The 24,503-nt window shown below is 49.8% G+C and carries 15 protein-coding genes; 9 read left to right on the top strand and 6 right to left on the bottom strand.

Annotated elements, in window-relative coordinates; all coding sequences use genetic code 11:
- Window positions 1-2: 2 nt before the first annotated feature.
- From ACTJJS_RS02330 to ACTJJS_RS02310, 5 genes are all read left to right on the top strand, one after another.
- Window positions 3-1,034, top strand: a complete 1,032-nt coding sequence (locus ACTJJS_RS02330; RefSeq protein ID WP_440662245.1) for a DUF6528 family protein — start codon at window positions 3-5, stop codon at window positions 1,032-1,034.
- Complete coding sequence (locus tag ACTJJS_RS02325; RefSeq protein WP_440662244.1) at window positions 1,034-2,917, top strand: beta-N-acetylhexosaminidase; 1,884 nt, start codon at window positions 1,034-1,036, stop codon at window positions 2,915-2,917. Before ACTJJS_RS02330 ends, ACTJJS_RS02325 begins: the two co-directional genes overlap by 1 nt.
- 2 nt (window positions 2,918-2,919) lie before the next feature.
- On the top strand, window positions 2,920-6,051 hold the full coding sequence (locus tag ACTJJS_RS02320; RefSeq protein ID WP_440662243.1) for a glycosyl hydrolase: 3,132 nt from the start codon (window positions 2,920-2,922) through the stop codon (window positions 6,049-6,051).
- A gap of 232 nt (window positions 6,052-6,283) precedes the next feature.
- Window positions 6,284-9,493, top strand: coding sequence for a hypothetical protein (locus ACTJJS_RS02315; RefSeq protein ID WP_440662242.1), 3,210 nt, complete (start codon window positions 6,284-6,286; stop codon window positions 9,491-9,493).
- A gap of 138 nt (window positions 9,494-9,631) precedes the next feature.
- Window positions 9,632-10,411 carry a DUF4846 domain-containing protein gene (locus ACTJJS_RS02310; protein ID WP_440662241.1) on the top strand — a complete coding sequence of 260 codons (780 nt, stop codon included), beginning with the start codon at window positions 9,632-9,634 and terminating at the stop codon, window positions 10,409-10,411.
- Between the two features lie 58 nt (window positions 10,412-10,469).
- Here ACTJJS_RS02310 and ACTJJS_RS02305 read toward each other — a convergent pair whose 3' ends face one another.
- Complete coding sequence (locus ACTJJS_RS02305; protein WP_440662240.1) at window positions 10,470-10,994, bottom strand: hypothetical protein; 525 nt, start codon at window positions 10,992-10,994, stop codon at window positions 10,470-10,472.
- Window positions 10,995-11,157: 163 nt separating this feature from the next.
- Between ACTJJS_RS02305 and ACTJJS_RS02300 the strand changes: the two genes are divergently transcribed.
- The 4 genes from ACTJJS_RS02300 to ACTJJS_RS02285 all read left to right on the top strand — a co-directional run bounded on the left by ACTJJS_RS02300 (window position 11,158) and on the right by ACTJJS_RS02285 (window position 17,466).
- Entirely contained in the window at window positions 11,158-11,562 is a 405-nt protein-coding gene (locus ACTJJS_RS02300; protein WP_440662239.1) for a hypothetical protein, read from the top strand.
- A gap of 164 nt (window positions 11,563-11,726) precedes the next feature.
- The gene (locus ACTJJS_RS02295; protein ID WP_168869485.1) at window positions 11,727-12,812 is read left to right on the top strand and encodes an efflux RND transporter periplasmic adaptor subunit; all 1,086 of its coding nucleotides are present in this window, start codon (window positions 11,727-11,729) and stop codon (window positions 12,810-12,812) included.
- 27 nt (window positions 12,813-12,839) lie between these two features.
- Window positions 12,840-16,031 (top strand): efflux RND transporter permease subunit, encoded by a 3,192-nt coding sequence (locus tag ACTJJS_RS02290; RefSeq protein ID WP_440662238.1) that lies wholly within the window; start codon window positions 12,840-12,842, stop codon window positions 16,029-16,031.
- Window positions 16,032-16,035: 4 nt separating this feature from the next.
- Window positions 16,036-17,466, top strand: coding sequence for a TolC family protein (locus ACTJJS_RS02285; RefSeq protein WP_440662237.1), 1,431 nt, complete (start codon window positions 16,036-16,038; stop codon window positions 17,464-17,466).
- An 88-nt stretch (window positions 17,467-17,554) separates the two neighbouring features.
- Here ACTJJS_RS02285 and ACTJJS_RS02280 read toward each other — a convergent pair whose 3' ends face one another.
- The 5 genes from ACTJJS_RS02280 to ACTJJS_RS02260 form a co-directional block, all read right to left on the bottom strand.
- Window positions 17,555-18,625 (bottom strand): ferritin-like domain-containing protein, encoded by a 1,071-nt coding sequence (locus tag ACTJJS_RS02280; RefSeq protein ID WP_440662236.1) that lies wholly within the window; start codon window positions 18,623-18,625, stop codon window positions 17,555-17,557.
- A 23-nt stretch (window positions 18,626-18,648) separates the two neighbouring features.
- A complete protein-coding gene (locus ACTJJS_RS02275) occupies window positions 18,649-20,526 on the bottom strand; it encodes a GMC family oxidoreductase (RefSeq protein ID WP_440662235.1) in 1,878 nt (625 codons plus the stop codon).
- Between the two features lie 47 nt (window positions 20,527-20,573).
- On the bottom strand, window positions 20,574-21,047 hold the full coding sequence (locus ACTJJS_RS02270; protein WP_440662234.1) for a hypothetical protein: 474 nt from the start codon (window positions 21,045-21,047) through the stop codon (window positions 20,574-20,576).
- A 567-nt stretch (window positions 21,048-21,614) separates the two neighbouring features.
- The gene (locus ACTJJS_RS02265; protein WP_440662233.1) at window positions 21,615-23,219 is read right to left on the bottom strand and encodes a T9SS type A sorting domain-containing protein; all 1,605 of its coding nucleotides are present in this window, start codon (window positions 23,217-23,219) and stop codon (window positions 21,615-21,617) included.
- Entirely contained in the window at window positions 23,219-24,496 is a 1,278-nt protein-coding gene (locus tag ACTJJS_RS02260) for a hypothetical protein (RefSeq protein ID WP_440662232.1), read from the bottom strand. Before ACTJJS_RS02260 ends, ACTJJS_RS02265 begins: the two co-directional genes overlap by 1 nt.
- Between the last annotated feature and the right edge of the window lie 7 nt (window positions 24,497-24,503).

Raw genomic sequence — 24,503 nt, 5'->3', positions numbered from 1 at the left:
TCATGAAGAGAATCATATTGATCACCACTGCAGCCGCACTGATTATTTTTCAGTTCGCCTGCAGTAAAAAACAGGGGGGCACAGCGCCCCCTGTTGACCCACCAGCCGTACAAAAGCCGGAACCTTATCCGGGACTGCCACTGGCGCTTACCAATGGTTCCAATAAGAAACTGGAAATCTATGATCCCACTGTCACCGACTGGAATACCGCGGACGCAAAAAAATGGAGCTGGTCACCCACCACCACATTGGGTTTCAACGTTGATGAGATCAACCGCTTTAGCGGTGGCACGGACTTTAAACTTCGCAAGGGCATTGCTGTTATCAGCGACAATAACATGGCGGCCATCATCACTTATCCTGCCGGGCAGCGCGTTTGGTCGAAAGTGATCAGCGGCAACCTCCACTCCGCGGAACTGCTGCCCAATGGCAATATTGCACTGGCGGCATCCGATGGCAACTGGGTCAGGGTGTATGCGGCTTCACAGGGCGCTGACAACGCCACTTATGCAGAGTTCCCCCTGGGCGCCGCACATGCCGTACTATGGGACCCGGAAACCAACGTACTGTGGGTGACCGGCCAGGACCAGTCCAACAACGCCCATATCCTCACTGCACTGGCTGTAGGAGGCACCAATGCCCAGCCAGAACTAACCGAATTAAAACAATACCGTGTCACCCTGCCGACCGCCTGGGGCCACGAAATAAGCGCTTACTACGGTAATAAAAATCTGCTGTGGGTGACTACCAACGGTGGCGAATATGTGTTTAACAAAAGTACCAAAGCTCTGACCATGGCACCGACCAACAATCTCACTTTTGTAAAAGGCATGGGGAATCAACCCAGTGGACAAATTGTGCTGGTACGCCCTGATGCCAACAGAAACCCACGGCCACAGGTCAGTTGTTCGCTCAACAACTGGTCTACCAGCACCATTGATTTTTACACCGCCGGCGGCCAATGGCAAGGCTCCAGGACCGTTAACGGCGCGTGTTTCTATAAAATAAAAATCGTTTACGACAATTATCAATAATGTACCTGAAGATATATGCATGTTGTGTGACCTTTCTCTGTAGCAGTATAGCTGGCAGCTTCGCCCAGTCGCTGATACCCATGCCGCAATCCGTAAAAAAGGGTAGCGGCAGTTTTACTTTTAGCGCTAATACGCCTATCCGCACGGATGTGCAGGATAAACGCACCATAGCGTTGCTTGCCGGCCAGTTACCGTTCCACCATAAAATCACCACCGGCAAAACGAATACACCAGCACTGATCATCACAGAACGCAACGCTGCTACGTTGCCCAAAGAAGGCTACCGCCTGGACGTAACGCCCGACAGCATCGTGCTCACCGGTCGCGAAGCCGGCCTGTTCTACGGCATGCAAACCTTATTGCAACTGCTGCCGGCGCCCACAGCCGGCACCGCCAACATACCCTGCATCAGCATAGAAGACGCTCCCCGCTTCGGCTACCGCGGCCTTATGCTGGACGTGTCCCGGCACTTTTTTACCGTCAGCCAGATCAAAGCGTTGCTGGATTTGATGGCCCGTTATAAACTGAACCGTTTTCACTGGCACCTGACAGATGACCAGGGCTGGCGACTGGAAATAAAAAGTCTGCCTGAACTGACAAGCGTAGGCGCCTGGCGTGTGCCACGGATAGACTTCAGCGGCAACACCCTGCCGCCACAACCCGGCGAAAAAGCCACCGATGGCGGATTTTACACGCAGGAAGAGGTGAAAGAAGTGATCCGTTATGCAGCGGAAAGACACATTGACATACTGCCGGAGATAGACGTGCCAGGACATTCCATGGCCGCCATTGCATCGTACCCATGGCTGTGCGTAACACGCGACACGGCCATCAAAGTCAACCCCGGCAGCAGTTTCGCCAAATGGTTCCCCAACGGTGGTTTTGAAATGTATGTAGATAATTCCCTGAACCCCATCGATGAAAGGGTATACCAGTTTCTGGACAAAGTATTCGGTGAGGTGGCGGCATTGTTTCCCTATCCGTACATCCATATCGGTGGTGATGAATGTTATAAAGCCTTCTGGGAAAAGGACAGCAGCGTACAGCAGTTCATGCGGCAACACCATATCCGCGATAGTCATGCCCTACAAGGTTATTTTATCTCCCGGCTGAATAAAATCATTCAATCAAAAAACAAAAAAATGATCGCATGGGATGAAATCGCGGAAGGAGATCTCAAAGAAGATATTGCAGTGATGAACCGGTTTGGAGAAAAAGGCGCTGTGGAACAGATCAGGAAAGGACTGGACATCATACTGGCACCGGGCGGCAACGGCCTCTACTTTGACTATGCACAGAGTACGTCCGAACAGGAACCTTCCAGTCATGGCGGTGATGCGCCTGCATGGAAAGCATACCAGTACAACCCTGCCTATCCGGCACTCTCTGCGCAAGAGCTGCAACACATCATGGGCGTTGAAGCCTGTATCTGGACAGAACATATTCCTGATATATCCAAACTGCAATACATGCTGCTGCCACGAATGCTGGCACTGGCAGAGACAGGATGGACCACCGCTGAGAACAAAGACATTCAGCGATTCGCCAATACCGCACTACCGGCGCATCTGGGGCGTTTCGACAAAACAGGAATGAACTACCGCGTGCCCGCAGTTTTTAACTATGTGGACACTACTATTAATACCGGCTCTTACCTGTTTGAAGTAACACAGCCACCGGTACCGGACGCCCGCATATACTACACGCTGAACAACCGCCCGCCCGGAGATTACGACCATCTGTACACCGGACCAGTCACCATCACCATTCCCAAAGGGAAAACGATCACACTCAAAACCATGGTGATCACACCTGCAGGCCGCCGAAGCATTATCACCCGCACGGTACTGGACAATAGTGACAAACCTAAAAACGAACATTAGCCATGCAAAAGCATATCTGCCATTTCTTATGCTGTACATTGATCATTGCCGCTTTATTCACCTATTCGCATACTCAGGCGCAGCAAAGGTTACAACGGTTTGAAACAGTGGCCGCAGGATTCAAAAATCCCGGCCGCGATTACGGAACAGTGCCTTTCTGGGTATGGAACACTAAAATCACCAAACGCAATATCGATTCCATGTTGCACGACTACCGGAAAAATGATTTCGGTGGCGTGATCATCCACGCCCGCCCGGGATTAATTACCGAATACCTGTCGGAAGACTGGTTCGATTTATTTGCCTATTCCGTGCAGCTGGGGAAAAAACTGGGACTGAACATCTGGATATACGACGAAAACTCCTATCCTACCGGTTTTGCCGGCGGACTGGTGGGTGAACAAATGCCCGAGGCCTACAACCAGGGACAGATGTTGTATATGGAGGAAGCAGATCGTTTACCCGTTGACGTATCTCCTTACTTTTTATGCCTTAAGGAAGAAAACGGCGCATACAAGAATATTACGGACCATCTACAGGAAGAGTCCGGAAAGACCGGCCATTACCGGTTATTCAAAAAAGTAAACTATCAGCGGTCCAACCGCGGATCAGTGGCCGGCCCTATCGGTGTGTCCTACGTAGACCTCATGGCCAAAGGGGTTACAGACAAGTTCATCGATGTGACCTACAAAAGTTATGAGAAAGTGGTAGGAAAAGAATTCGGTAAAACCATCAAAGGCGTGTTTTCCGATGAACCTACTATTATCAACGAAGGACGCAACTGCGTACGCTGGACACCTGACCTGTTCGACCGGTTTTATAACAACTGGGGATATGATCTCCGGCTTCACCTGCCTTCCCTGTTTAAAGAAACCGGCGACTGGAAACGGGTACGTCATAACTACTATGAGATGCTGTTGCAACTGTTTGTTGACCGTTGGTCTAAACCAGTGGCCAGTTACATGCAGCAACATCAGCTCGTGTGGACGGGCCATTACTGGGAACACGGCTGGCCCAGTCCCTACCACGGTCCGGACAACATGGCCATGTATGCCTGGCACCAGATGCCGGGCATAGATATGCTGTTCAATCAATTCAACGAAGACAAGCCCGTGCAGTTCGGCAATATCCGCGCGGTGCGGGAACTGGGCAGTGTAGCCAATCAGCTCGGGAAAACGCGTACCTTGTCTGAGACCTACGGCGGTGGCGGCTGGGAGCTCACCTTCAAGGACATGAAACGGCTGGCCGACTGGCAGTTTGTACTGGGCGTTAACTTCATGAACCAGCATTTGTCTTTTATGACGCTGACGGGCGCACGTAAATACGACTATCCGCCTAGCTTTTCCTACCATGAGCCATGGTGGCCGTACTACCGCTTCATGAACCATTACTTCACGCGGTTGTCCTATCTGTTGTCCCAGGGACAGCAGTACAATGACATCCTCATCATAGAGCCTACCACCTCCGCCTGGATGTACTATGCCAGAGACGGTGAAAACAAACGTTTCTTCGATATCACCAAAAGCTTTAATGATTTTGTGACCATGATGCAGCGGGCGCACCTGGAATATGATCTCGGCTCAGAAAACATCATCAAAGACAATGGCCAGGTGAAAGGCGACCGTTTTATCATCGGAGAAAGGGCTTATAAAATGGTGGTGATACCGCCCGGCATGGAAAACATCAACGGCGCCACTTTCCGGTTGTTGAAAGCCTATATGGCAGCAGGTGGGAAAGTAGTGTGCTTTGGACCATTGCGGTTGGTAGACGGCGCCGCAAACCAGGAATTAGCAACGCTCTTCCCGTCGGATAAAATAATCGCCGTGAACACAGCGCCCTTTCAAACCGAACATTTTCGTATAACCGCCATCCGCGGAGACAGCATTGGCGGCAATCTTTATCACCAACGCCGCCGGCTGGCCGACGGTGAGCTACTGTTGCTGACCAATGCCAGCATGACCAGCGCTTCTTCCGGCACCATCAGCACGCAGGGCAATGACGTACTGGAGATGAACATGCATTCCGGGAATATCTCCCGTTACCCTTATGCCCATAACAACAAGGCTGTACAGTTCGATGTTACCGTACCTCCCGCCGGCAGCCTGATGTTGTTTATCGCAGATAAAAAACTACCGGGATACCAGCCGGCACCACGAGCCAGCGAATGGACGACTGTCAATGCCTCCGCTACCAGCGTGTCCAGGCCGGCAGACAACACGCTGACCATTGATTTCTGCGATCTTTATTTGCACCGGCCGGATACCAGCTACAAACACCTGCATGTTGGGCAGGCTTCCAATACCGCATTCAAACACCATGGATTTACAGACGGCGTAGGTAACCCATGGAACAACCGCACGCAGTTCAAAGACGCCATCGTAAAACGGGACACTTTCTCTACCGGCACCGGCTATACGGCAGTATATCATTTCCAGCTGAAAGACGACGTGGATTTCCGGAATTTCAAAGCAGTCGTTGAACAACCGGGCCTATGGCATGAAGTAAAAATTAACGGCAACGCCATCAAAAACGATCCCGGCAAATGGTGGCTCGACCGATCTTTTGGCGTATACCGGATTGGCAGTTACCTCAAAGCCGGGGATAATGAGCTGGCCGTGACCGTTGCCCCTATGAGCGTTTATGCGGAGATTGAGCCAGTGTATATCCTGGGTGATTTCCACCTGGAAGCCGCAGCGCAGGGATGGCGCATCGTTCCGCCACAACCCTTACAGACCGGCTACTGGACCAAACAGGGATTGCCATTATACAGTCAAGGTATCGCCTATACGAAAACTTTCGATGTTACAGACCCCGGCCGCACATACGCCGTTGTACTGGGCAAATGGCAGGGCACTGTGGCCACAGTAAAAGTCAATGATGCATTTGCCGGTATCATCACCGCCGAGCCTAACAGGCTGGACATCGGAAAACTGATCAGAAAAGGAAACAACAAAGTAGAGGTGACCGTGATCGGCAGCCTGAAAAACCTGCTTGGGCCGTTTTACAACAAACCTGTTCCCGGACTGGTAGACCCGGGCAAATGGTACAATATCAAAACACAGCCGTCAGGAAATGAATATGACCTGTATGATTACGGGCTGGCTGAAGATTATGAGATACAGGTTGTCCGCTAAGAGCGGATGACCTGTGCGTTTGTTAACCCCACCCCAATCACTCTCTCTTTATTATAAAATAAAGTATATTGCATTTATCAAAATGAGTACCTGTGAAAATGTTAACCAATTTAAATGCCTTTGGAGTGCCATTACCAGTTTGATGTCTGGAAACCAATAATGTGACCTGTTTCTCTGCTGGATAATACCCACCCTTATAAATCCTTATGTTCTGACAGAAATTTTTTGATCGATGAAAGTATTAAGATGCACCCTATTTCTGCTGGTAGCGTTCTGTAACAGCCTGTGGGCTCAGGAAGAGCCGCTGAATCCAACAAAGTTCAATGTGATTCCACCTTCGCCCAATGCCGCGGCCCTGGGTAAATACGGAGAAATCCCGGTAAACCTCTTTAACGGTTTGCCTAATATTGAAATCCCGCTTTCCCAGGTGGTAGTTGGCAACGAATTTAATATGCCGGTGAACTTATCTTATCATGCAGCCGGAAACCGGGTGGACGAAGTAGCCTCCTTCGTAGGGCTGGGATGGGCGTTAAACGCCGGCGGGGCCATCACCAGAACTGTGCATGGCTCACCCGATGAATATGGCTATGTTGGACAGGGACATGGAAAGTTGATACCACAGCGTCCCTGGCAGATGGATTCCAGCAATTTTCAAACATTCAGGTCCAGTGCCCTGGGTATCATAGACACCCAACCGGATGAATTTTCCTATAACTTTGGCAACTACAGCGGGAAGTTCGTAGTGGACACCAACGGGATGGTACAACTGATGCCTTACAAAAATATCCGGGTAAAATGGGACTGGGCAACCGGTAACTCCTTTACCATCACAACAGAAAACGGGACTAAGTACATCTTTAAAACTACCGATGTCACCTGGACGATCAGCAATTGTGGCGATTCATATGATTCCTATACATCTGCATGGTACCTTACCACAATTGTATTACCTGTTAGTAAACGTACGATCAACTTTGAATATATTTCAGGTAGTGTTTCTATCAACTCCACATCACAAACAGAATCGCGGAACGCGTGTTATGGTGGGGCATGCGGTGGTGTACTGGGATGCCCCGGAAGCGTACCTGTATTTTCCACCTGTATTACCACCCGGTCATACAGTCAACAACAAATAAAGAAAATTGAGTACCCTGGTGGTAGAATTAGCTTTAATTATGCTTTTCCAAGAACAGATGTGGGAACAGGGCAATATGCACTAAGCGACATCACGATATCGTCCAATGTAGGCGGCGTCTATACAGATGTGAATAAGTATAAATTAAACTACGTCACTCCTGACCGCCTGAAGCTACAGTCCGTCAGCACGGTGGATATGAGTGGCCAGGTGATTTCCGCCTATAAACTGTATTATGAGCAAACGGGGCTCCCCGCCATCGATGCAAAATCAAAAGACCATTGGGGATATTATAACAACGCGAACAATAGCACATTGATTCCAGCTGACAGAAATCAAGGGCTGCCGGGTGGAAACAGAGAACCCAATAGCCAGTATACCAAAGCCGGGATTCTTGAAAAAATAGAATATCCAACGGGTGGATATACAACTTTCGAATTTGAAAACCATACTTATAGTTATTTTGCTGGTGCCGGCGTTGTAGAGGACCCCGTCTATCAAACAATTAATGTTGGTAAGAGTATATTTACAAACTCAACTCCACAGCATCGGGGGCCCAAATATGATACTATTAGATTAAACTTCTCCCGTGGCCTCTATGCCAATATCAACGCAATAGTAAGATCATGTTGTGGTAATATCGCTACAGCAGACGCAGTTGAAATAGCAACAGGAGAACGGCGAGCTATTTCCAGTACTACTCCAAACCTTTATTTTAGTGCCGGTCAACATATGATTGTCCTTCAAGCAGAGCATGCTGAGCCAACCGCTTCCGATGAGTTGGTATCCGTTTCTCTTACCTATGATGACGTTATTGGCTATACGAAAATAGCAACCGCCAGCGGCCTCCGGATAAGAAAAATCACGTCCTACGATGGCATCAACCACAGCAATGACATCATCAAAACATATACGTATAACTTCGGTAGTGATACACTGTCCAGTGGCTATCTCTGCAACAGACCAAGATACGACTATCACTACGTCGCCATGAAACCAGTCAGAAACAGCAATACCGGATATGAAATTCCCAGTTATCCCTGCCCGTTGACCATACGGACTTCTGCTCCTAACAACGAAATAGAATCAGGACAAGGGTCGGTGGTGTACCGGGAAGTGTTGGAAAGCGTCGGCAGTAATAAGCAGAACGGCAGCATACGGTATATCTACAAGCTGAATAACAATGCCAGCGGCCTCAACTCATATCCATTTGGCCCGGCACCCAATGTAAATATCACCAATGGTATGCTGGAGCAACAACTGACGTTTGACAATACCGGCAAACGGGTGGCGGAGACCATCAATGAATACGACACTTATGAAAAAGCCAGCGTCCGGGGATGGAAAACTGGCTATAGTGAGAAAGGATACAACTTTACCGGACCATCATTCGAAAAATTCGCCACCAATACCTACGACTATAAAAGCGCCGGCGTATTATTGAAAAAAACCACGCAAAAACAATATCTGGGCACCGGTGAACTGAGCAATGTTACGGAATACGCATATGACAATCTGCAACATATACAGCCCACCCGCATCCACAAGACAACGTCCAAAATGGATGATCTGTGGATATACAACAAATACCCAACAGACTATACCATCCCGGCGGGAACCCTGTCAGCAGGCTTACAGGCCCTGAAGTTTATGCAGGACAGCAATATGCACAACGCTATGATTGAACAGTACACCCAGCAGGTTGCAGGGGGAACCGCCACCACTCTGTCTGCTGCGCAGGTACAGTACAAAATACTGCCTGTAACCAATAACCAGAGCGCAGTAATGGCCACCGCCTATAAACTCAATACATCTGGTCCACTGTCAGGTTTTGTACCCACGTATATTCTCAACAACGATCTGAAACGTGATAATAACTACGAAGAGGCACTTCAGTTCAATTTGTATGACAACACCGGCAACATACAGGAGCAACGCAAAACCAATGATGTCAACGAAGTTTATATCTGGGGATACAATGACTTATATCCGGTCGCTAAAATTATCGGATCGACCTATCAGATAGCGATGAGTTATATTGATCCGGCCATAATCCGGAATCCGCAAAATGATGCGCAGCTTAGAGCAGAACTGGAAAAAATACGTACAGGCCTGAAAGGGACCAATGCATTGGTAAGCACCTATACCTACAAACCACAGGTAGGTGTCACCAGCGAAACAGATCCCAGCGGTAAAGTCGTGTACTATGAATATGATAGTGTGGGACGGTTGTTGCTGGTCAAAGACCAGAACGGAAAGATACTGAAGCAATACAGCTACCAGTACCAGCAACCAGTTAACCAATAAATACTGTCCGGACCAACAGGCTGTCAAAAGCCGGTTATCTGCCCTGGGGGCGAATAACCGGCTTTTTTATTTTTGTATGCAAAGCTGCCATAGCTTATGGAATTTTACGAAACCCGCATCTTCCCCAAAACCACTCACATGAAATCTTTTCTTTTCATGCTGCCGGCCGTCGGACTGGCGATTACAACTTACGCGCAGCAAAAAGTTTCAGATATACCATTGCCCGCTGGCTACACTAGAATCGCGGTGGAAAAGAATGCTTTTGGAGAGTGGCTGCGAAACTGTACCCTAAAACCTGACAAAACAGTATACCTGTATACCGGCGCTCCCAAAAGAAATCAACAGGCACAATATGCTGTACTCGATGTGCCTGTAGGAAAAAGGGACCTACAACAATGCGCCGATGCTGTGATCCGCCTACGTGCGGAATACCTGTATAAGAGCAATCGTACCGAAACAATTGTTTTCAAAGCAACAGATGGCACCAAAATGGATTTCAGTGGCTGGCTGAAGGGAGACCGCTTTGTGTTACAGCAGGGAAAACTGTTACGAAAGCGTATGGCCGCACCCGGACAAGGAAGAGCATTATTTGAAAAATATCTCGAAACCGTATTCACTTATGCCGGCACCATTTCGCTTAGCCGTGAACTGAAACAGGGCCGGAACCCACAAAACATACAACCAGGAGACGTCTTTATCCAGGGAGGCTCCCCCGGCCATGCTGTTATAGTGATCGACGTAGCACAGCATCGGTCCGGCAAAAAAATGTTTCTGCTCGCCCAAAGTTATATGCCGGCGCAGGATATCCATATCCTGAAAAATCCGGCGTCCCATAGTCCCTGGTATGATGCAGCGTTTGGCGGCAAATTAATTACTCCGGAATGGATATTCAATGCTGGTTCTTTAATGCAATGGTGAGGCTGTTAGGTATCAAGCTGGCAATAAAAATATTTTTCGCATCCATACGCTAAATCAATTATATCCCATGCGCCGCATTAAACTGCTCCTTCGTCCGCTCAAACACTGAATCCTTTACATACACCTTTTTATACAGTTCCTGCTTCTGTAAACTCAGCTCATGGATTTTTTCATGCGCTGCCATGGCCTCGTCTCCTTTCAGGCGATGGGCAATTTCCTGTTGAGACACTTCCTGGCGGTCGAAAAGCTGCAATGTTTTCAGTGCGGTATAATAATCTATAGCGGCGGCTTTCAACGGTTCAACCTGCTTAATATCGGCTGCCGGTAATAATTTAATGCTGTCAATAAGGCGGTCGAAATCTTTCTCTTCTCTGTCCAGCGCCGCCAGCGCGCCCTGGTAGTCGCTCTTTATGAGGCATTGTAGTTTCTGTTCTTCCGCACCTCCTTTACCAATGAGAATATTGAGCGCTGTCCGTTCTTTCTGAATGATGGCCTCTCTCAGCCGGATGGCCTTTTTGGGTTGGCAGGCAGCCAGACCTGTTAACAGCAGGGCAATGACCCAGAAATGAATTGGTCTTTTCATATGGTCGTTAACTTTAATGGGGAAGTTCGATACAGTTCTAAATTATATATTTTCCCACAATTCCCGACTAATAGCCATTCATCCCGCTTCCATCGATTTTAAACGAAATTTAATTTTTAACTATACCTACTTAATTGTTTTGATACTATTTTTGAGTTCTGATATGAGACTATTAATAGGATATTTCCTGTCAATATGTTTTCTTTTATTGGGAAGCTATGCACATGCGGACGAAATCAGTTTGGACCAACCTTGTCAACAGACCACCGAAAACCCGGTACTGACAACGTTGTCATCCCTTCAACACTACGATATCCTTGTATGTTCCATGCCTTCTGGTAAAGAGAGTATAACCGACAGGTCAAAAGCAACGGAAATCGAAGAGGACAGCGACTCGGAATCCTTCAGGAAACTGCTGGAGACCGGCATATGCCGTATTACCTCTTTTTATGCCCTTCAGCCCGGATGTATTTTTCCCATCCTCTTCAGCAGCCACCGGCCCAATTTCTCTCACTTTTCTGCTACGGCTGCTGACAAGTTCATCGTAAACTGCGTCATCAGGATTTGATTCCTGCACCATAACAGGCGAATACCATCGCCTCATTCCTCTTTACATACTGACAAAAAACAGCTGACCAGGTTGTCTGCATAGCACATCCGCCATGCGACCGGGATTGTCATGTCCCTGCGTTACGCCTGTTCAAACCGACCTGAATCCAAGCATCATTTTATATGAAAAGAATCGTCATGCTCATGGGCCTGTATGCCTTATTGTGCCATACAAGCTGCAAATCGTCCAAAGGAGAAGAAAAAGAAGAAGCTACCAAATTCCTGGTGACCAGTCCGATGAAAATGGACACCACCATTACCCGGGAATATGTCTGCCAGATACGCTCCATACGCAACATCGAACTAAGGGCCCAGGAAAAAGGCTACCTGCAGGGCATCAACGTTGATGAAGGCCAGGCGGTAAAGTCCGGCCAGCTGCTGTTTAAGATCATGCCCAAGCTCTACGAAGCGGAACTGGCAAAATCCGAAGCGGAAGCCCAGGCGGCAGAAATCGAAGTGCAAAACACCAAAAGCCTCGCCGATAAAAATGTAGTGTCCAAAAATGAACTGGCGCTGGCCAATGCTAAACTGCAAAAAGCAAAAGCTGAACTGGCACTGGCGAAAGTACACCTCGGCTTCACCGAGATCAGAGCACCGTTCGACGGTATCGTTGACCGCCTCCACCTGAAGCTCGGCAGCCTCGTGGGCGACGGCGACCTGCTCACCACCCTGTCAGACAACAGCCACATGTGGGTGTATTTTAACGTGTCCGAACCGGAATACCTCGACTATCAGGCCAGCCTGAAATCAAAAGGAGAGATGAAAGTGAACCTGCTCATGGCCAATAAACAGGTGTTCAAATATCCCGGCGTAGTGGAGACCATCGAAGGAGAATTCAACAACGAAACCGGTAACATCGCGTTCAGGGCCAATTTCCCTAACCCGGACAAACTGCTCAGGCACGGGGAAACCGGCAGCATCCTGATGGACATGCCCCTGAAAAACGCCCTCATCATCCCCCAGAAAGCAACCATGGAAATCATGGACAAAAAATATGTTTTCGTAGTAGGCAAAGACAATGTGGTGGCCTTAAAAGCCATTACCATCGGCGCCGAAATGCCCGATCTGTATGTGGTAAAGGAAGGCCTGGCCGAAAATGATAAAATACTGCTGGAAGGTTTACGGAAAGTGAAAGACAAAGACAAAATCACTTTCGACTATGAAGAACCGGCAAAGGTGATGTCCCACCTGAAGTTACCAACGGAATAACGTAAACCTTCACCAAAAGAAAAAGCGATGTTTAATATATTCATGAAACGGCCGGTCTTTGCGATAGTGATATCCCTTGTCATTATCTTCATGGGCGTCCTGGCCATCAATACCCTGCCTACCTCACAGTTCCCCTCCATCGCACCGCCGAGGGTGATCGTGAGCGTAGCCTATCCGGGGGCCAGTGCAGACGTACTGGTAAAATCGGTGCTCATCCCGCTGGAAAAGTCTGTCAACGGCGTTCCCGGCATGAAGTACATGACCTCCGACGCCACCAGCGCCGGTGAAGCCAATATACAAGTGGTCTTCGACCTGGGTACTGATCCCAATCAGGCCGTGGTAAACGTAAAAAACCGTATCGAACAGGTGACCAACCGTCTGCCTGAACTGGTACAACGCGAAGGTATCGTGGTAAACATCCTTCAGCCCAACATGCTGATGTATGTAAACGTATACAGTAAAGATCCCAAAGCGGACGAAAACTTTCTGTACAACTACTCCAACGTAAACATCCTCCGCGAACTGAGCAGGGTAAAAGGTATCGGTAACGCACAAATCCTTGGCAGCCGCCAGTATGCTATGCGTATCTGGCTGAAGCCCGACAGGATGCGGGCCTACAACGTATCCACCGACGAGGTGATGGAAGCACTGGGCAGCCAGAGCGTGATCGGCTCTCCCGGCCGTCTCGGCCGCAGCGACGGCAAACGCTCCGAAGCCCTCGAATACGTGCTCACTTACCAGGGTAGATATAATCAGCCCGAACAATACAAGGACGTGATCATCCGCGCCAACGCGAACGGTGAGCTCCTTCACCTGAAAGACATTGCAGACGTGGAACTGGGCAGCGAATTTTATGATATCTATTCCAACCTGAACAATCATCCCTCCGCGGCCATTGTACTGAAACAAACCTACGGCAGTAACGCCAGCGACGTAATCAAGGAAGTGAAAGCCAAACTGGAAGAGATGAAAGCCGATTTCCCTCCGGGCATGGACTACCAGATCAGCTATGATGTGTCCACGTTCCTGGACGCTTCCATCGAAAAGGTAGTGCACACGCTCGGTGAAGCCTTCGTGCTGGTGGCCATCGTGGTGTTCCTGTTCCTGGGCGACTGGCGCTCTACGCTCATTCCCACCCTGGCGGTGCCCGTATCACTGGTGGGCGCCTTCTTCTTTATGCAGGTCTTCGGTCTCACGATCAACCTCATCACGCTGTTCGCCCTCGTACTGGCCATCGGTATCGTGGTGGACAACGCCATCGTGGTGATTGAAGCGGTACACGCAAAAATGGAAGAAGAACACCTCTCTCCTTATGCAGCCACTAAAAAAGTACTGCATGAGATCAGCGGCGCTATCGTGGCCATCACCTTTGTAATGGCAGCGGTGTTTATCCCGGTATCGTTCATGCCCGGACCCGTGGGCATCTTCTACCGGCAGTTCGCTATCACCATGGCCACGTCCATCGTGCTTTCCGGCGTGGTGGCACTCACGCTCACGCCTGTACTCTGCGCCATCCTGCTGAAAAACACGCACGGCCAGCCTAAGAAGAAAACACCCATCCAGTACGGCCTGGACGCCTTCAACAGAGGGTTTGAGAAACTCACCGGCCGCTACACCCGGCTGATGGAGAAAATCGTCAGCCGCAGGGTAGTCACCTTCGGCCTGCTGATCGCTTTCGGCGTGGGTATCTTCGGTGTCAGCGCCGTATTGCCTTCCGGCTTTATTCCCAGTGAAGACCAGGGCATGATCTATGCGATCATCCAGACGCCTCCCGGTTCCACACTGGAACGCACCAACGATCTCGCCAGAAAAGTACAGGAAATCGCCGAACATGTGGACGGCATTGAGTCCGTATCCGCGCTGGCAGGTTACGAAGTGCTCACGGAAGGCCGCGGCTCCAATGCCGGTACCTGTCTGATCAACCTCAAAGGCTGGTCAGAACGCAAACACTCCGTGAACCAGATCATCGCCGAACTGGAAGAGAAATGTAAGGAAATACCCGGCGCCACCATCGAGTTCTTCGGCCCTCCCGCCGTACCGGGTTATGGCGCTGCCGGCGGTTTCTCCCTCCGTCTGCTCGATAAAACCAACAGCGATGATTATAAAGAGATGGAGAAAGTGAACGATGAATTTATGGCCGCGCTGAGAAAACGCAAGGAACTGACCGGCCTGTTCACCTTCTACAGCGCCAACTATCCGCAATATGAACTGCAGATAGACAATCAGGCCGCCATGCAGAAAGGCGTCTCCATCGGTAAAGCCATGGACAACCTCTCCATCCTCATCGGTAGTACCTATGAACTGGGTTTCATACGTTTCGGCAACTTCCTCAAAGTTTACGTACAGGCGGCACCGGAGTACCGCCGGCTGCCAGACGACCTGATGAACCTCTACGTAAAAAACAACCGTGACGAAATGGTGCCCTACTCCGCTTTCATGAGCATCAAAAAATCACACGGCCTCAATGAGATCACCCGGTACAATATGTACAATTCCTCCGCCATCCGCGGTGAGCCCGCAGCAGGCTACAGCAGTGGCGAGGCTATTAAAGTCATCCAGGAAGTGGCCGCCAAAACCCTGCCACATGGCTATGGCATTGACTGGGAAGGTCTTTCCAAAGATGAAGCCGGCCGTGGCAACGAAGCGCTGTACATCTTCCTGATCGTATTGTTCTTTGTATACCTGATCCTGGCCGCACAATATGAAAGCTTCGTACTGCCGCTGGCGGTAGTGCTCTCCCTGCCGGCCGGTGTGTTTGGTTCCTTCCTGCTGATCAAAGTAATGGGACTTTCCAACGATATCTACGCACAGGTAGGGCTGATCATGTTGGTGGGCCTGCTAGGCAAAAACGCGGTACTGATCGTGGAATTTGCCGCACAGAAACACCGTGCAGGCGTGCCCGTATTTGATGCCGCCATCGAAGGCGCCAAAACCCGTTTCCGTCCCATTTTAATGACCTCCCTGGCATTTATCGCCGGTCTGATCCCGCTGATATTCGCCACCGGTCCGGGCGCCATCGGTAACCGCACCATTGGCGCGTCCTCCCTGGGAGGCATGCTGATAGGCACCATCTTCGGGGTCATCCTCATTCCGGGACTGTATTACATATTCGGCAGCATCGCCGCCAAACGCAAGCTGATCAAAGATGAAGATGAGAAACCGCTGACAGAACGCAAGATCCTCATCATGGAAGAAGACAGCTATCACTCAAGAAACTGATCATATGCCAGGAAAAAAATATCAATATATAGGACTCATCTGTCTTTCCCTCACCTATGCGGCCTGTAAGGTGCCGGAGCTGACGGGAAAGACAGCCAACAAACAGGTCCCTGACAGTTATAACAACTCGCAGGACAGCACCAACACCGCGCAGGTGAAATGGAAGGAGTATTTTACCGATCCTCACCTGGTGGCCCTGATTGACACAGCGCTGAAGAACAACCAGGAACTGAATATCACCTTACAGGAGATAGAAATCTCCCGCAATGAAGTAAGGGCCAGAAAAGGGGAATACCTGCCCTCTGTAGGCCTCAGGGCCGGTGCGGGCCTGGACAAGGTAGGCCGCTACACCAACATCGGCGCATCGGAAGAAAACACGGAAATCAAGCCTGGAAAGGAAATGCCCGACCCGCTGCCCGACTACCTGTTAGGGGTATACGCCAACTGGGAAGTAGACATCTGGCATAAACTGCATAACGCTAAAAAAGCAGCCGTTGCCCGCTACCTCTCCACCGTGGAAGGCCGCAACTTCGTCATCACCAACCTGGTGGCCGAAGTGGCCAACTCCTACTACGAACTGCTGGCGCTGGACAACCAGCTGGAAATCGTGAAAAAGAATATGGCCATCCAGCAGAACGCGCTCGATATCGTGAAACTGGAAAAAGAAGCTACCCGTGTAACGGAGCTGGCTGTACGTAAATTTGAGGCCGAAGTGCTGAAAACACAAAGCCTGCAATACGATATCCAACAGCAGATCACTGAAACAGAGAACAGGATCAACTTCCTGCTGGCACGGTATCCACAGCCGGTGCCAAGAGATGGACAACATTTCGAGGAACTGGTGCCGGCTTCTATCCATGCCGGTCTGCCTTCGCAGCTGCTGGCCAACCGGCCCGACATCAAACAGGCGGAACTGGGACTGGCGGCAGCACAGCTGGACATCAAGGTGGCCAAAGCGCAGTTCTACCCGTCACTGGGCATCACCGCCTCTTTCGGTTATAATGCCTTTAATCCGGGCTACCTGCTGAGAACACCGGAATCCATGCTGTATTCCGTAGCCGGGGAACTGGTGGCCCCGCTGGTCAACCGGAACGCGATAAAAGCCACTTACTACAGCGCCAATGCCAAACAACTGCAGGCGGTCTATAATTACGAACGCACGATCTTAAACGCTTATGTGGAAGTAGCCAACCAGCTGGCGAAGATCAACAACCTGGAAAAAAGCTACGACCTGAAGTCGAAGCAGGTGGCCGCACTTACGCAGTCCATCACCATTTCCACCGACCTGTTCAAGTTCGCCCGCGCAGATTACATGGAAGTGCTGCTGACACAGCGCGACGCACTGGAGTCAAAATTTGAACTGATCGAAACCAAAAAACAACAGCTGAACGCCATGGTGAATATTTACCGCGCGCTCGGCGGTGGCTGGAACTAGTCAACCCACACCTGAAACACAAAAAGGCCCCGGAGAGCAGAATGCTTTCCGGGGCACTTTATTTACTGACGTTTGAGCAAACAAACTGTTATTCTACATACTCAAAACTGGGCGCCGCATACAGGCCATTGCCCATCGGCACGTTCATCAGTCCCTGTGCCAGGTATTTCAGCTGGTACATGATCATGACCGCCTCCTCCAGTTTTTCCCGCTTGCCATTTACCGTTTTATGTATCAGCCGCAACATGTCGCAATAACGTTTATTGAACTGATGCATCATCGCCCTCTCCTCTGTTCCTTCTTTGAAGTCATTCATTTTGATGTTCTCTTTGAGATTATGCACCTGGTTCCAGTCCACAGGGAACTTACCGCCCGTAGGGCCGCTTTTGGGTGTATCTGTAGGTTTGTAATATTGTTCCTTATAGATTTCATTAAAACGGAAATAGTGTGCATATTCCACCTCTTCGCCAAAAAGTTTGTGGTTGTTATCTTCAATGGTGTCGTCTATTCCCTCTCCCTGTCCTACTATCTCTGAGATCGCTTCCTCCGCCGTTTCCAGATCGTATATTTCTATCAGGCCGCCGCCACCGCCATAAAACTGCTCCGGCCTGATCTGCCGGGAACGGTCGCCGGTAAAGATGTTTCCCTTGGCCGCCAGCCTTTTAAGTCCATCGACAATCGCTTCATAAAACTGCCCGATGGACGCATAGCGGTCGGCCTGTGGCGGGGCGCCCTTCCCGCCGGGCTTTTCTATTTTCAGGAATGTGTCAATCGCCGGGCGGGAGAATTTCTGCAGGCTCACCTTAAAAGCCTCATTACTGTGCGGCAGGTAAGTAGGATACACCGGAACAAAATCCCGATGCGAGATAGCTGGCTCTCCCCCAACGGCGTTCAGGAGATTACAGGCCAGTATCATGTGCAGCATCTCTTCCATTACCACGCCTTTGATGGCCCTGGCGGAGGCGTCGTTGGTGTTCTCCCGGATAGAGTACAAAGCAAACAGGTAAGGTGGAATAGTAGAATGCTCCAGCTCAATGGCCACTTGCAGATGTTTGCGTAAACTTTCTATGGTAGTGATTTGGTTAAACTCGGTGAGGGTAGGCTCTCCGCTTCGTATCAACCGGTGACGGATGCCTGAAATGAGTTGATTGGTCTCCATATCAATGGTATTTAGATAAACAATTATTTGATTGCCTTCAAAATGTTTTCTGCCGCTGCAAATGATAATGCCGCCAGCGTAAGCGTCGGGTTGGACGTCCCCAGCGTGGCCATATTGCCCGCTCCCACCAGATAAAGGTTTGGATGGTCCCATGCCTGTTGTTTATCGTTTACTACGGAATCTTTCTTGTTGGTGCCCATGCAATGCGTACCCACCACATGTCCCGCGCCCCGGAAAACATATCCCTGTTTATCAAAGGTCGTGTAGTCAGGTTCGTTAGACGGGTAGTTGGTATAGTCCTGCACGCCCATGCCGGCAAAAATCTGGTCAGACACCGACTTGGAGGCTTTGAACGCCTTCAGCGTATAGTCATTCACATTGTAAGTGATGACCGGTCTGTAGTTGCCGATATTGTCCAGGTAATTCTCATCAATGGAGACACGGTTGGTTTTTTCCGGTAACTGCTCACATTCAAAATGCAACAGTAACTGCCTGGACAACTGGTCGCCGATGTGCGTCCGCAGGTCTTTACCATACAAATTGAGCGTGGACACGGCATGGTCAAGGTCCGTGTCCGGAGAACCGGTAGGCCATCCCCAGCCCCAGTTGTCAATAGGTGATATCCAGGCGGCATGATCTTTTCTGAAGTTACCGTCCCGGAAAGTTGGGATGTTGGTAGTGGAGCCAGGGCCTCTGAAAGGATATACTTTGTCTTTCATCAGTCCCCAGGTAAGCAACACGGCATGGTCCATTAGATTACATCCCACCACTTCGCTGTTTTTGCAAGCTTTTGACGCCAGCAGTATTTTGGCGTTTTCGATGGCATTGGCCGCCAGCACATAGATCTTCCCTTTGGCCACGCTCTCCGTATAGTTCTTACTGTCAGGATGCTCATATTTTTTATACGCTACGCCCGTGATATTACCAGTGCTGGTATCGATATTAATTTTTGTGGCCACTGCCTGACTAATGAGCGTCAGATGTTCTTTTTTAGCGCTCTTCAATGTTTTTAGTGCATTGTATTTCGCCTGGACAGGGCAGATAGGCACACAGCTGGCATTGCCTTCACAGCGCTGCCCTGAGTAAGGGTCCCATATGGCGCCCACGGGAACGTACACATCGCTTTCTTTGGGGAAAGGCTTCAGCTCCAGCTTCCCATTCGTCTTATTCCATACCGTGGCAGCATGACGGTACTTTTCGTTTGGCGTGGAATTTCTGCCTTGTGGCGTGCTGGTACACCATGGCGAGTAGGTATCGCCGTTGAGGGAAACTTCCAGGCCTTTCAGCCCTTGTTTAAAGGATTCATCGATATAGCTCTGGGGAATTTTATACATGGGAAATACATAGTCTTTACCAAAGAAATCATTACCCATATTAGGATAATGTTGATCAGTCACATCGCTGGCGACACCGATTTCCCGTTCAGCCATTTCGTAATAACGTTTCAGATAGGCGTAATCGATAGGCCAGTCCACCGCCTGGCCATATACGCTGCGCATTTTAAAATCATTGGGCAGCATACGCAGGCAGGTGCCCAGCCAGTGCAGGGTGGTGCCGCCGGCCGCACGGGCGTAATCGCTGGCAAAAGGCAGCTTGCCTTTCTGCACAAAATATCCTTTGTCCAGCGTACCGTTGATCTGCGCCATGTCCAGCACGTTGGGCGACTGCGCGTCTTTTACATCAGGATAGGGCGCATTGGGCACTTTGGCCAGTGCCGTATAATACGACCGCATATAATCCTGGTAATTTTTATACGCGCCTTCAGTATCAAAGGCCATTCCGGCTTCCAAACCGGCTTCCAGCAGCAATACCTGCTTACCGGCCTGTGTAAGGGTTTTGGCGACGATAGACCCGGCAATGCCAGAGCCTACGATGACTACATCATATTCTTTGTTTTCCATTGTTGTGGTGATTTTAGTAAGATGTATCCGTTTGTACCTGATCGTTATTATGACAGCGGCGCTACGGCCCATGAAGCGAAGCCCGGCTGTTTGGAGCCTTCAGGATGGCTGCCCATGGCGTTCCATATCAGTCCCTGTTGATAAGCTTCCGGGGATACAAAGTGGTTTTCATTTCCTTTGAGGTCCTTGCCATACTTCGCCATCCATTCAGACGGTAAGGGCAGCCACGCGCCCCAGTACCACATCTGGATGATATTACGGGTGAGAGGCCCGTATTTCAGGCTGGCGAGCAACCGCTGTCGGATTGCCCGGTCAAGCGCCGGTTCGTCGCCGCCCGCCTCCTTTAAAATACGGGCTGTCAGGTTCAGATACTCATCGGTCGTCTCCGGACCGATTATACGGCGAACGTCGGCCAGATACACATCCGCCATTCCGGTGGCTATCAGGGATATCCGCGGGTAGCCTGTGAGCGGTACTGAAATAGCGAGGAATTCATTCAGTCCTGCTGTTGTTTTGTCCATAAGCGATATTTATATAGGTGAGATATTCAGGCGGGAGCCAATAGTGCCACCTTCCGGGCATGAGTTGCCCTGCGGTTGCACGTCAACAGCACATGACATTAAAAGCAATAAAAAGGCATTGTTATGCGTCCGTCCATGCGTACAGAACAATCAACCGGAAAGATGCAGAAACAATGGGGCTGCATGTATGTTTATTATGCATGGAAAGATGACTTCTTTTCTTCTCGAGTTTGACAGACATTTGAGGGTTGTGCATTTGAGGGATTCACCAGGAAATTTTAAAAGGGCTTCGTCAATGATCGGGCTGTTGAGTCTTGATTAATGGCTATTATCCGGAATAGTAGTTCATTCTAAATATAGAATAAATTTTAAAAACAAAAAATTGATTTTAAAATAAATGTTGACAATCCTAACCAGTTATCAAAAGAGCAAAGCCTGTGATGGTGCACAGGCTTTTTTTGGGCTTACTGCTGGTTTTACTAGGAGTGGTTTTTATTTTTAATTTAATTTTTTGAAAATACAGATCAGACGATGGCTCCGCGCTACGCTGACCGCACCTTCATTTGATTAATGAACAATCTCCACTTTGCTGGTCACTACCTCACGATTCGCGTCTTCTATGTCATAAAATGTCAGGATATATAATCCGGCAGGCAAATCTGCCTTTGATATCATGGTAACGTTGCTGCTAATAATACGGCTGTCCCTTTCGCGGCCGGCCACATCATGCATCACCATACGCAGCTGATGATGTATGCCCACCAGTTCTATCCGGAAATTACCATCATTGGGATTGGGCGATATATTGATCTGGATCAGCCATGGTACCGGTTTAATAGCGCTGTAAGATATTTTGCCGTCGCGGCCGAATATTTTAAGCCGGTAGTAGGTCCAGTTGTCATACATATCGTCGTCCCGGTAATGGTAGTCCAGCGGACCGTTACTAGTACCGTTCAGGCTATGTGGCGCAACGCTGGCCACGGTATAAAAACTATCTTCGTTCTCCCGTCGCCGTTGCACTTCATAATGGTCCAGGTTCAGTTCTTTCGTCGAGCGCCAATGGGTGCCTACCCATTGAACGGTTTCCCGGTAAGCTTCAAAAAAGAGCGCCACGTCAGAAGTGAAATTCTTAAATGCCGCTACCGACAGGTACGTGTTGATTTCTCTACCATCACGGAAAGTACGGCCATTCAGGTAGGTATTCCGTTGCAGCGTGCCACTGGTCAATGTTCCGGGAGTCCTTACACCGGAAGGCGCCACGGTGTCCCATCCGGTCCCGCTGCCGTAGCGGGTGATATAACTGCTGTCGCGATTAAGCGAAAAATTACTGCCTTCATCTGCTTCCTGGTGTTGCAACACTACGGTTACATTATTCAGCGCGCCGGAGTCCTGTTTGATATGCCACGTTTTTAACACAAACCCGGATGCGTCCATATTCCCGGAAAGCGCGTAACGGTAAACGCTGTCAAATACCCTGGCCTGTATGGTTTTCGGCGCACTGCCATTGTTCCTCAATGCCATGGGCGAATAACTGCCAGTCGTGGTGCCAACAGGAAATACCACCATGCTGTCCGCAGCACTGATCTGTTCCCGGAACAGAAAACCGCCGCCCGGCTGGGAACCTGTTACGACAAAGGATTTGTCAGAATAGCCGGTAATATCACCGGGATGACCATCCCCGACCACCAGGTTCCAACCGTTCAGCAGCAGGTGTCCCGTCTCAAAGTTGAGATGATAGCGCACTTTCAGGTCGCTTAAATCATCCAGGTAAACATCATTCACATTACCAATACTTAGGTTGGGAAAGCTCGCACCGGCGTTGGCGCTGGCGCTGTAGCCCCCATAGATATGCTGTGCTCCGTTATTAATACCTTTTACATGCAGGAAGCGGAAGATACCGCCCATATGTTGCTGGTGAGTGTTGTTATATTCATTTTCGTCCGGTAAAACCGCCCCGTTGGCGTTTTCCCATTTATTCCCGTAGAAATTCACCACACTTCCTTTCAAAGAACCAAAACGGCCATCATTTTTCACATCACTGAAGATGGCCACCGTATCCTGTGCATGCACGCTGATATCGCCTCCCTGCGGCACATATACGCCTGTCTGCGCAACGCATACGTTCGCTCCTGTTAAGAGCCAGACTACCATATGAATGATACCGTTACGCATCAGGGATTGATAATGGTTACATCGAAGGTGACGCTGCCCAGCTTCTGGTTACCACTGGTACCGGCACCGCTGTTGATGATATTGATGGTAACGGTGTTCACGGCGCTCACAAAAGCATAGGCAATGGCCAGCCCTTGTGGCAGCGCGCTCCGTGGATTCACGATCACCGAGGCATTGAGATTGGCTCCGGTGACCGTCGCCGTTTTTGTCAGGCTGACCGTGTTAGTGATATTAGTGACGTTGTCTGACAAAGAAAAATTAGATTTGATCATACTGCTCATCACCGTACCGCTGGCGCCCAGCTTGAAATTACCGCCAACATCCAGTTTTGCTGCCGGGGTGGTATTGGCAATACCTACATCCCCGCTGCCGTCTATCCGCATTGCCTCATTGGCAGCGGCGATACCACCGGTAATAAATATCAGGTTCTTATTATTGCTGGCGTTACCGATCACAAAATTATTCCCGGTGGCATATAGGTAAGCAGTATTGGTACTGCCGATGATCGTAGCGTTGCTGTATCCTCCGGAGTTAATGCCCATGTCAATGAAATTATTGGAAGTATTACCATTGTTGGCATAAGCCACAACATCCGTCCGGGCACTCTGGCCGCCGTGGAGGTTTTGTATGCTAAGCTGCAAATTGTTGTTTACGTTGCCCTGCCCGCGTATGAGGTTATTAGAAGTAGATGTTCCACCGTCCACCAGCAAACGTTCCGGGTTGGTAGCATTGAAGGCGCTGGAACCAACGCCTACACTGCCTGTGGCGCTGATGCGCATTTTCTCGGTATTGTTGGTGATAATTGGCAGGTCAAAATTGGTAGTGGTGCCGAGGTTCTGCAAAGCTGCTACTCCGTTGCCGCCCAGCAGCCACGCTCCTCCCGCAGAACCTGACACCGAAATAGCCCCGGTAACATTGTTGTAAACTATCCCGCTACCGGCGCTAAAAAGGGAGCGTACTTTAAGAAAAAAATTTGCTATATCAGTAGTGTCCACCGCAAAAAGCGCTTTTCTCCAGGCGCCGCTGCTACGTACACGCAGACTATTATCACCCTGATAAAAGAGGATGGAACCATCCGGTGCTGTGGTCAACGGAGCTACTGTCGTATCTGGTATCCGGGTCAGCAACAATCCCTGTGACTGGCTTTCCAGCTCAAGCACAGATGATTTATTGATGACGGCGGGGTTCCTGCCCAGCTTTAACTGTTGCGCAACAACAAACAGCGGCAGCAGCAGCAGTAAAACCACCAGACGGCACACATGAAATGTACTTCCCATAACAGCT

The organism is Chitinophaga sp. 22308 (genome assembly GCF_052045305.1).
Lineage (GTDB): Bacteria > Bacteroidota > Bacteroidia > Chitinophagales > Chitinophagaceae > Chitinophaga > Chitinophaga varians_A.
The sequence above is the reverse complement of the archived record's forward strand: the minus strand, read 5'-3'. Positions and strand labels throughout refer to the sequence as shown.

Coding starts and splice junctions, on each gene's coding strand:
- ACTJJS_RS02305 (WP_440662240.1), bottom strand. CDS start 10,994: ATGAAAAGACCAATTCATTTCTGGGTCATTGCCCTGCTGTTAACAGGT.
- ACTJJS_RS02310 (WP_440662241.1), top strand. CDS start 9,632: ATGAAATCTTTTCTTTTCATGCTGCCGGCCGTCGGACTGGCGATTACA.
- ACTJJS_RS02295 (WP_168869485.1), top strand. CDS start 11,727: ATGAAAAGAATCGTCATGCTCATGGGCCTGTATGCCTTATTGTGCCAT.
- ACTJJS_RS02260 (WP_440662232.1), bottom strand. CDS start 24,496: ATGGGAAGTACATTTCATGTGTGCCGTCTGGTGGTTTTACTGCTGCTG.
- ACTJJS_RS02280 (WP_440662236.1), bottom strand. CDS start 18,625: ATGGAGACCAATCAACTCATTTCAGGCATCCGTCACCGGTTGATACGA.
- ACTJJS_RS02275 (WP_440662235.1), bottom strand. CDS start 20,526: ATGGAAAACAAAGAATATGATGTAGTCATCGTAGGCTCTGGCATTGCC.
- ACTJJS_RS02290 (WP_440662238.1), top strand. CDS start 12,840: ATGTTTAATATATTCATGAAACGGCCGGTCTTTGCGATAGTGATATCC.
- ACTJJS_RS02300 (WP_440662239.1), top strand. CDS start 11,158: ATGAGACTATTAATAGGATATTTCCTGTCAATATGTTTTCTTTTATTG.
- ACTJJS_RS02320 (WP_440662243.1), top strand. CDS start 2,920: ATGCAAAAGCATATCTGCCATTTCTTATGCTGTACATTGATCATTGCC.
- ACTJJS_RS02285 (WP_440662237.1), top strand. CDS start 16,036: ATGCCAGGAAAAAAATATCAATATATAGGACTCATCTGTCTTTCCCTC.
- ACTJJS_RS02270 (WP_440662234.1), bottom strand. CDS start 21,047: ATGGACAAAACAACAGCAGGACTGAATGAATTCCTCGCTATTTCAGTA.
- ACTJJS_RS02265 (WP_440662233.1), bottom strand. CDS start 23,219: ATGCGTAACGGTATCATTCATATGGTAGTCTGGCTCTTAACAGGAGCG.
- ACTJJS_RS02325 (WP_440662244.1), top strand. CDS start 1,034: ATGTACCTGAAGATATATGCATGTTGTGTGACCTTTCTCTGTAGCAGT.
- ACTJJS_RS02315 (WP_440662242.1), top strand. CDS start 6,284: ATGAAAGTATTAAGATGCACCCTATTTCTGCTGGTAGCGTTCTGTAAC.
- ACTJJS_RS02330 (WP_440662245.1), top strand. CDS start 3: ATGAAGAGAATCATATTGATCACCACTGCAGCCGCACTGATTATTTTT.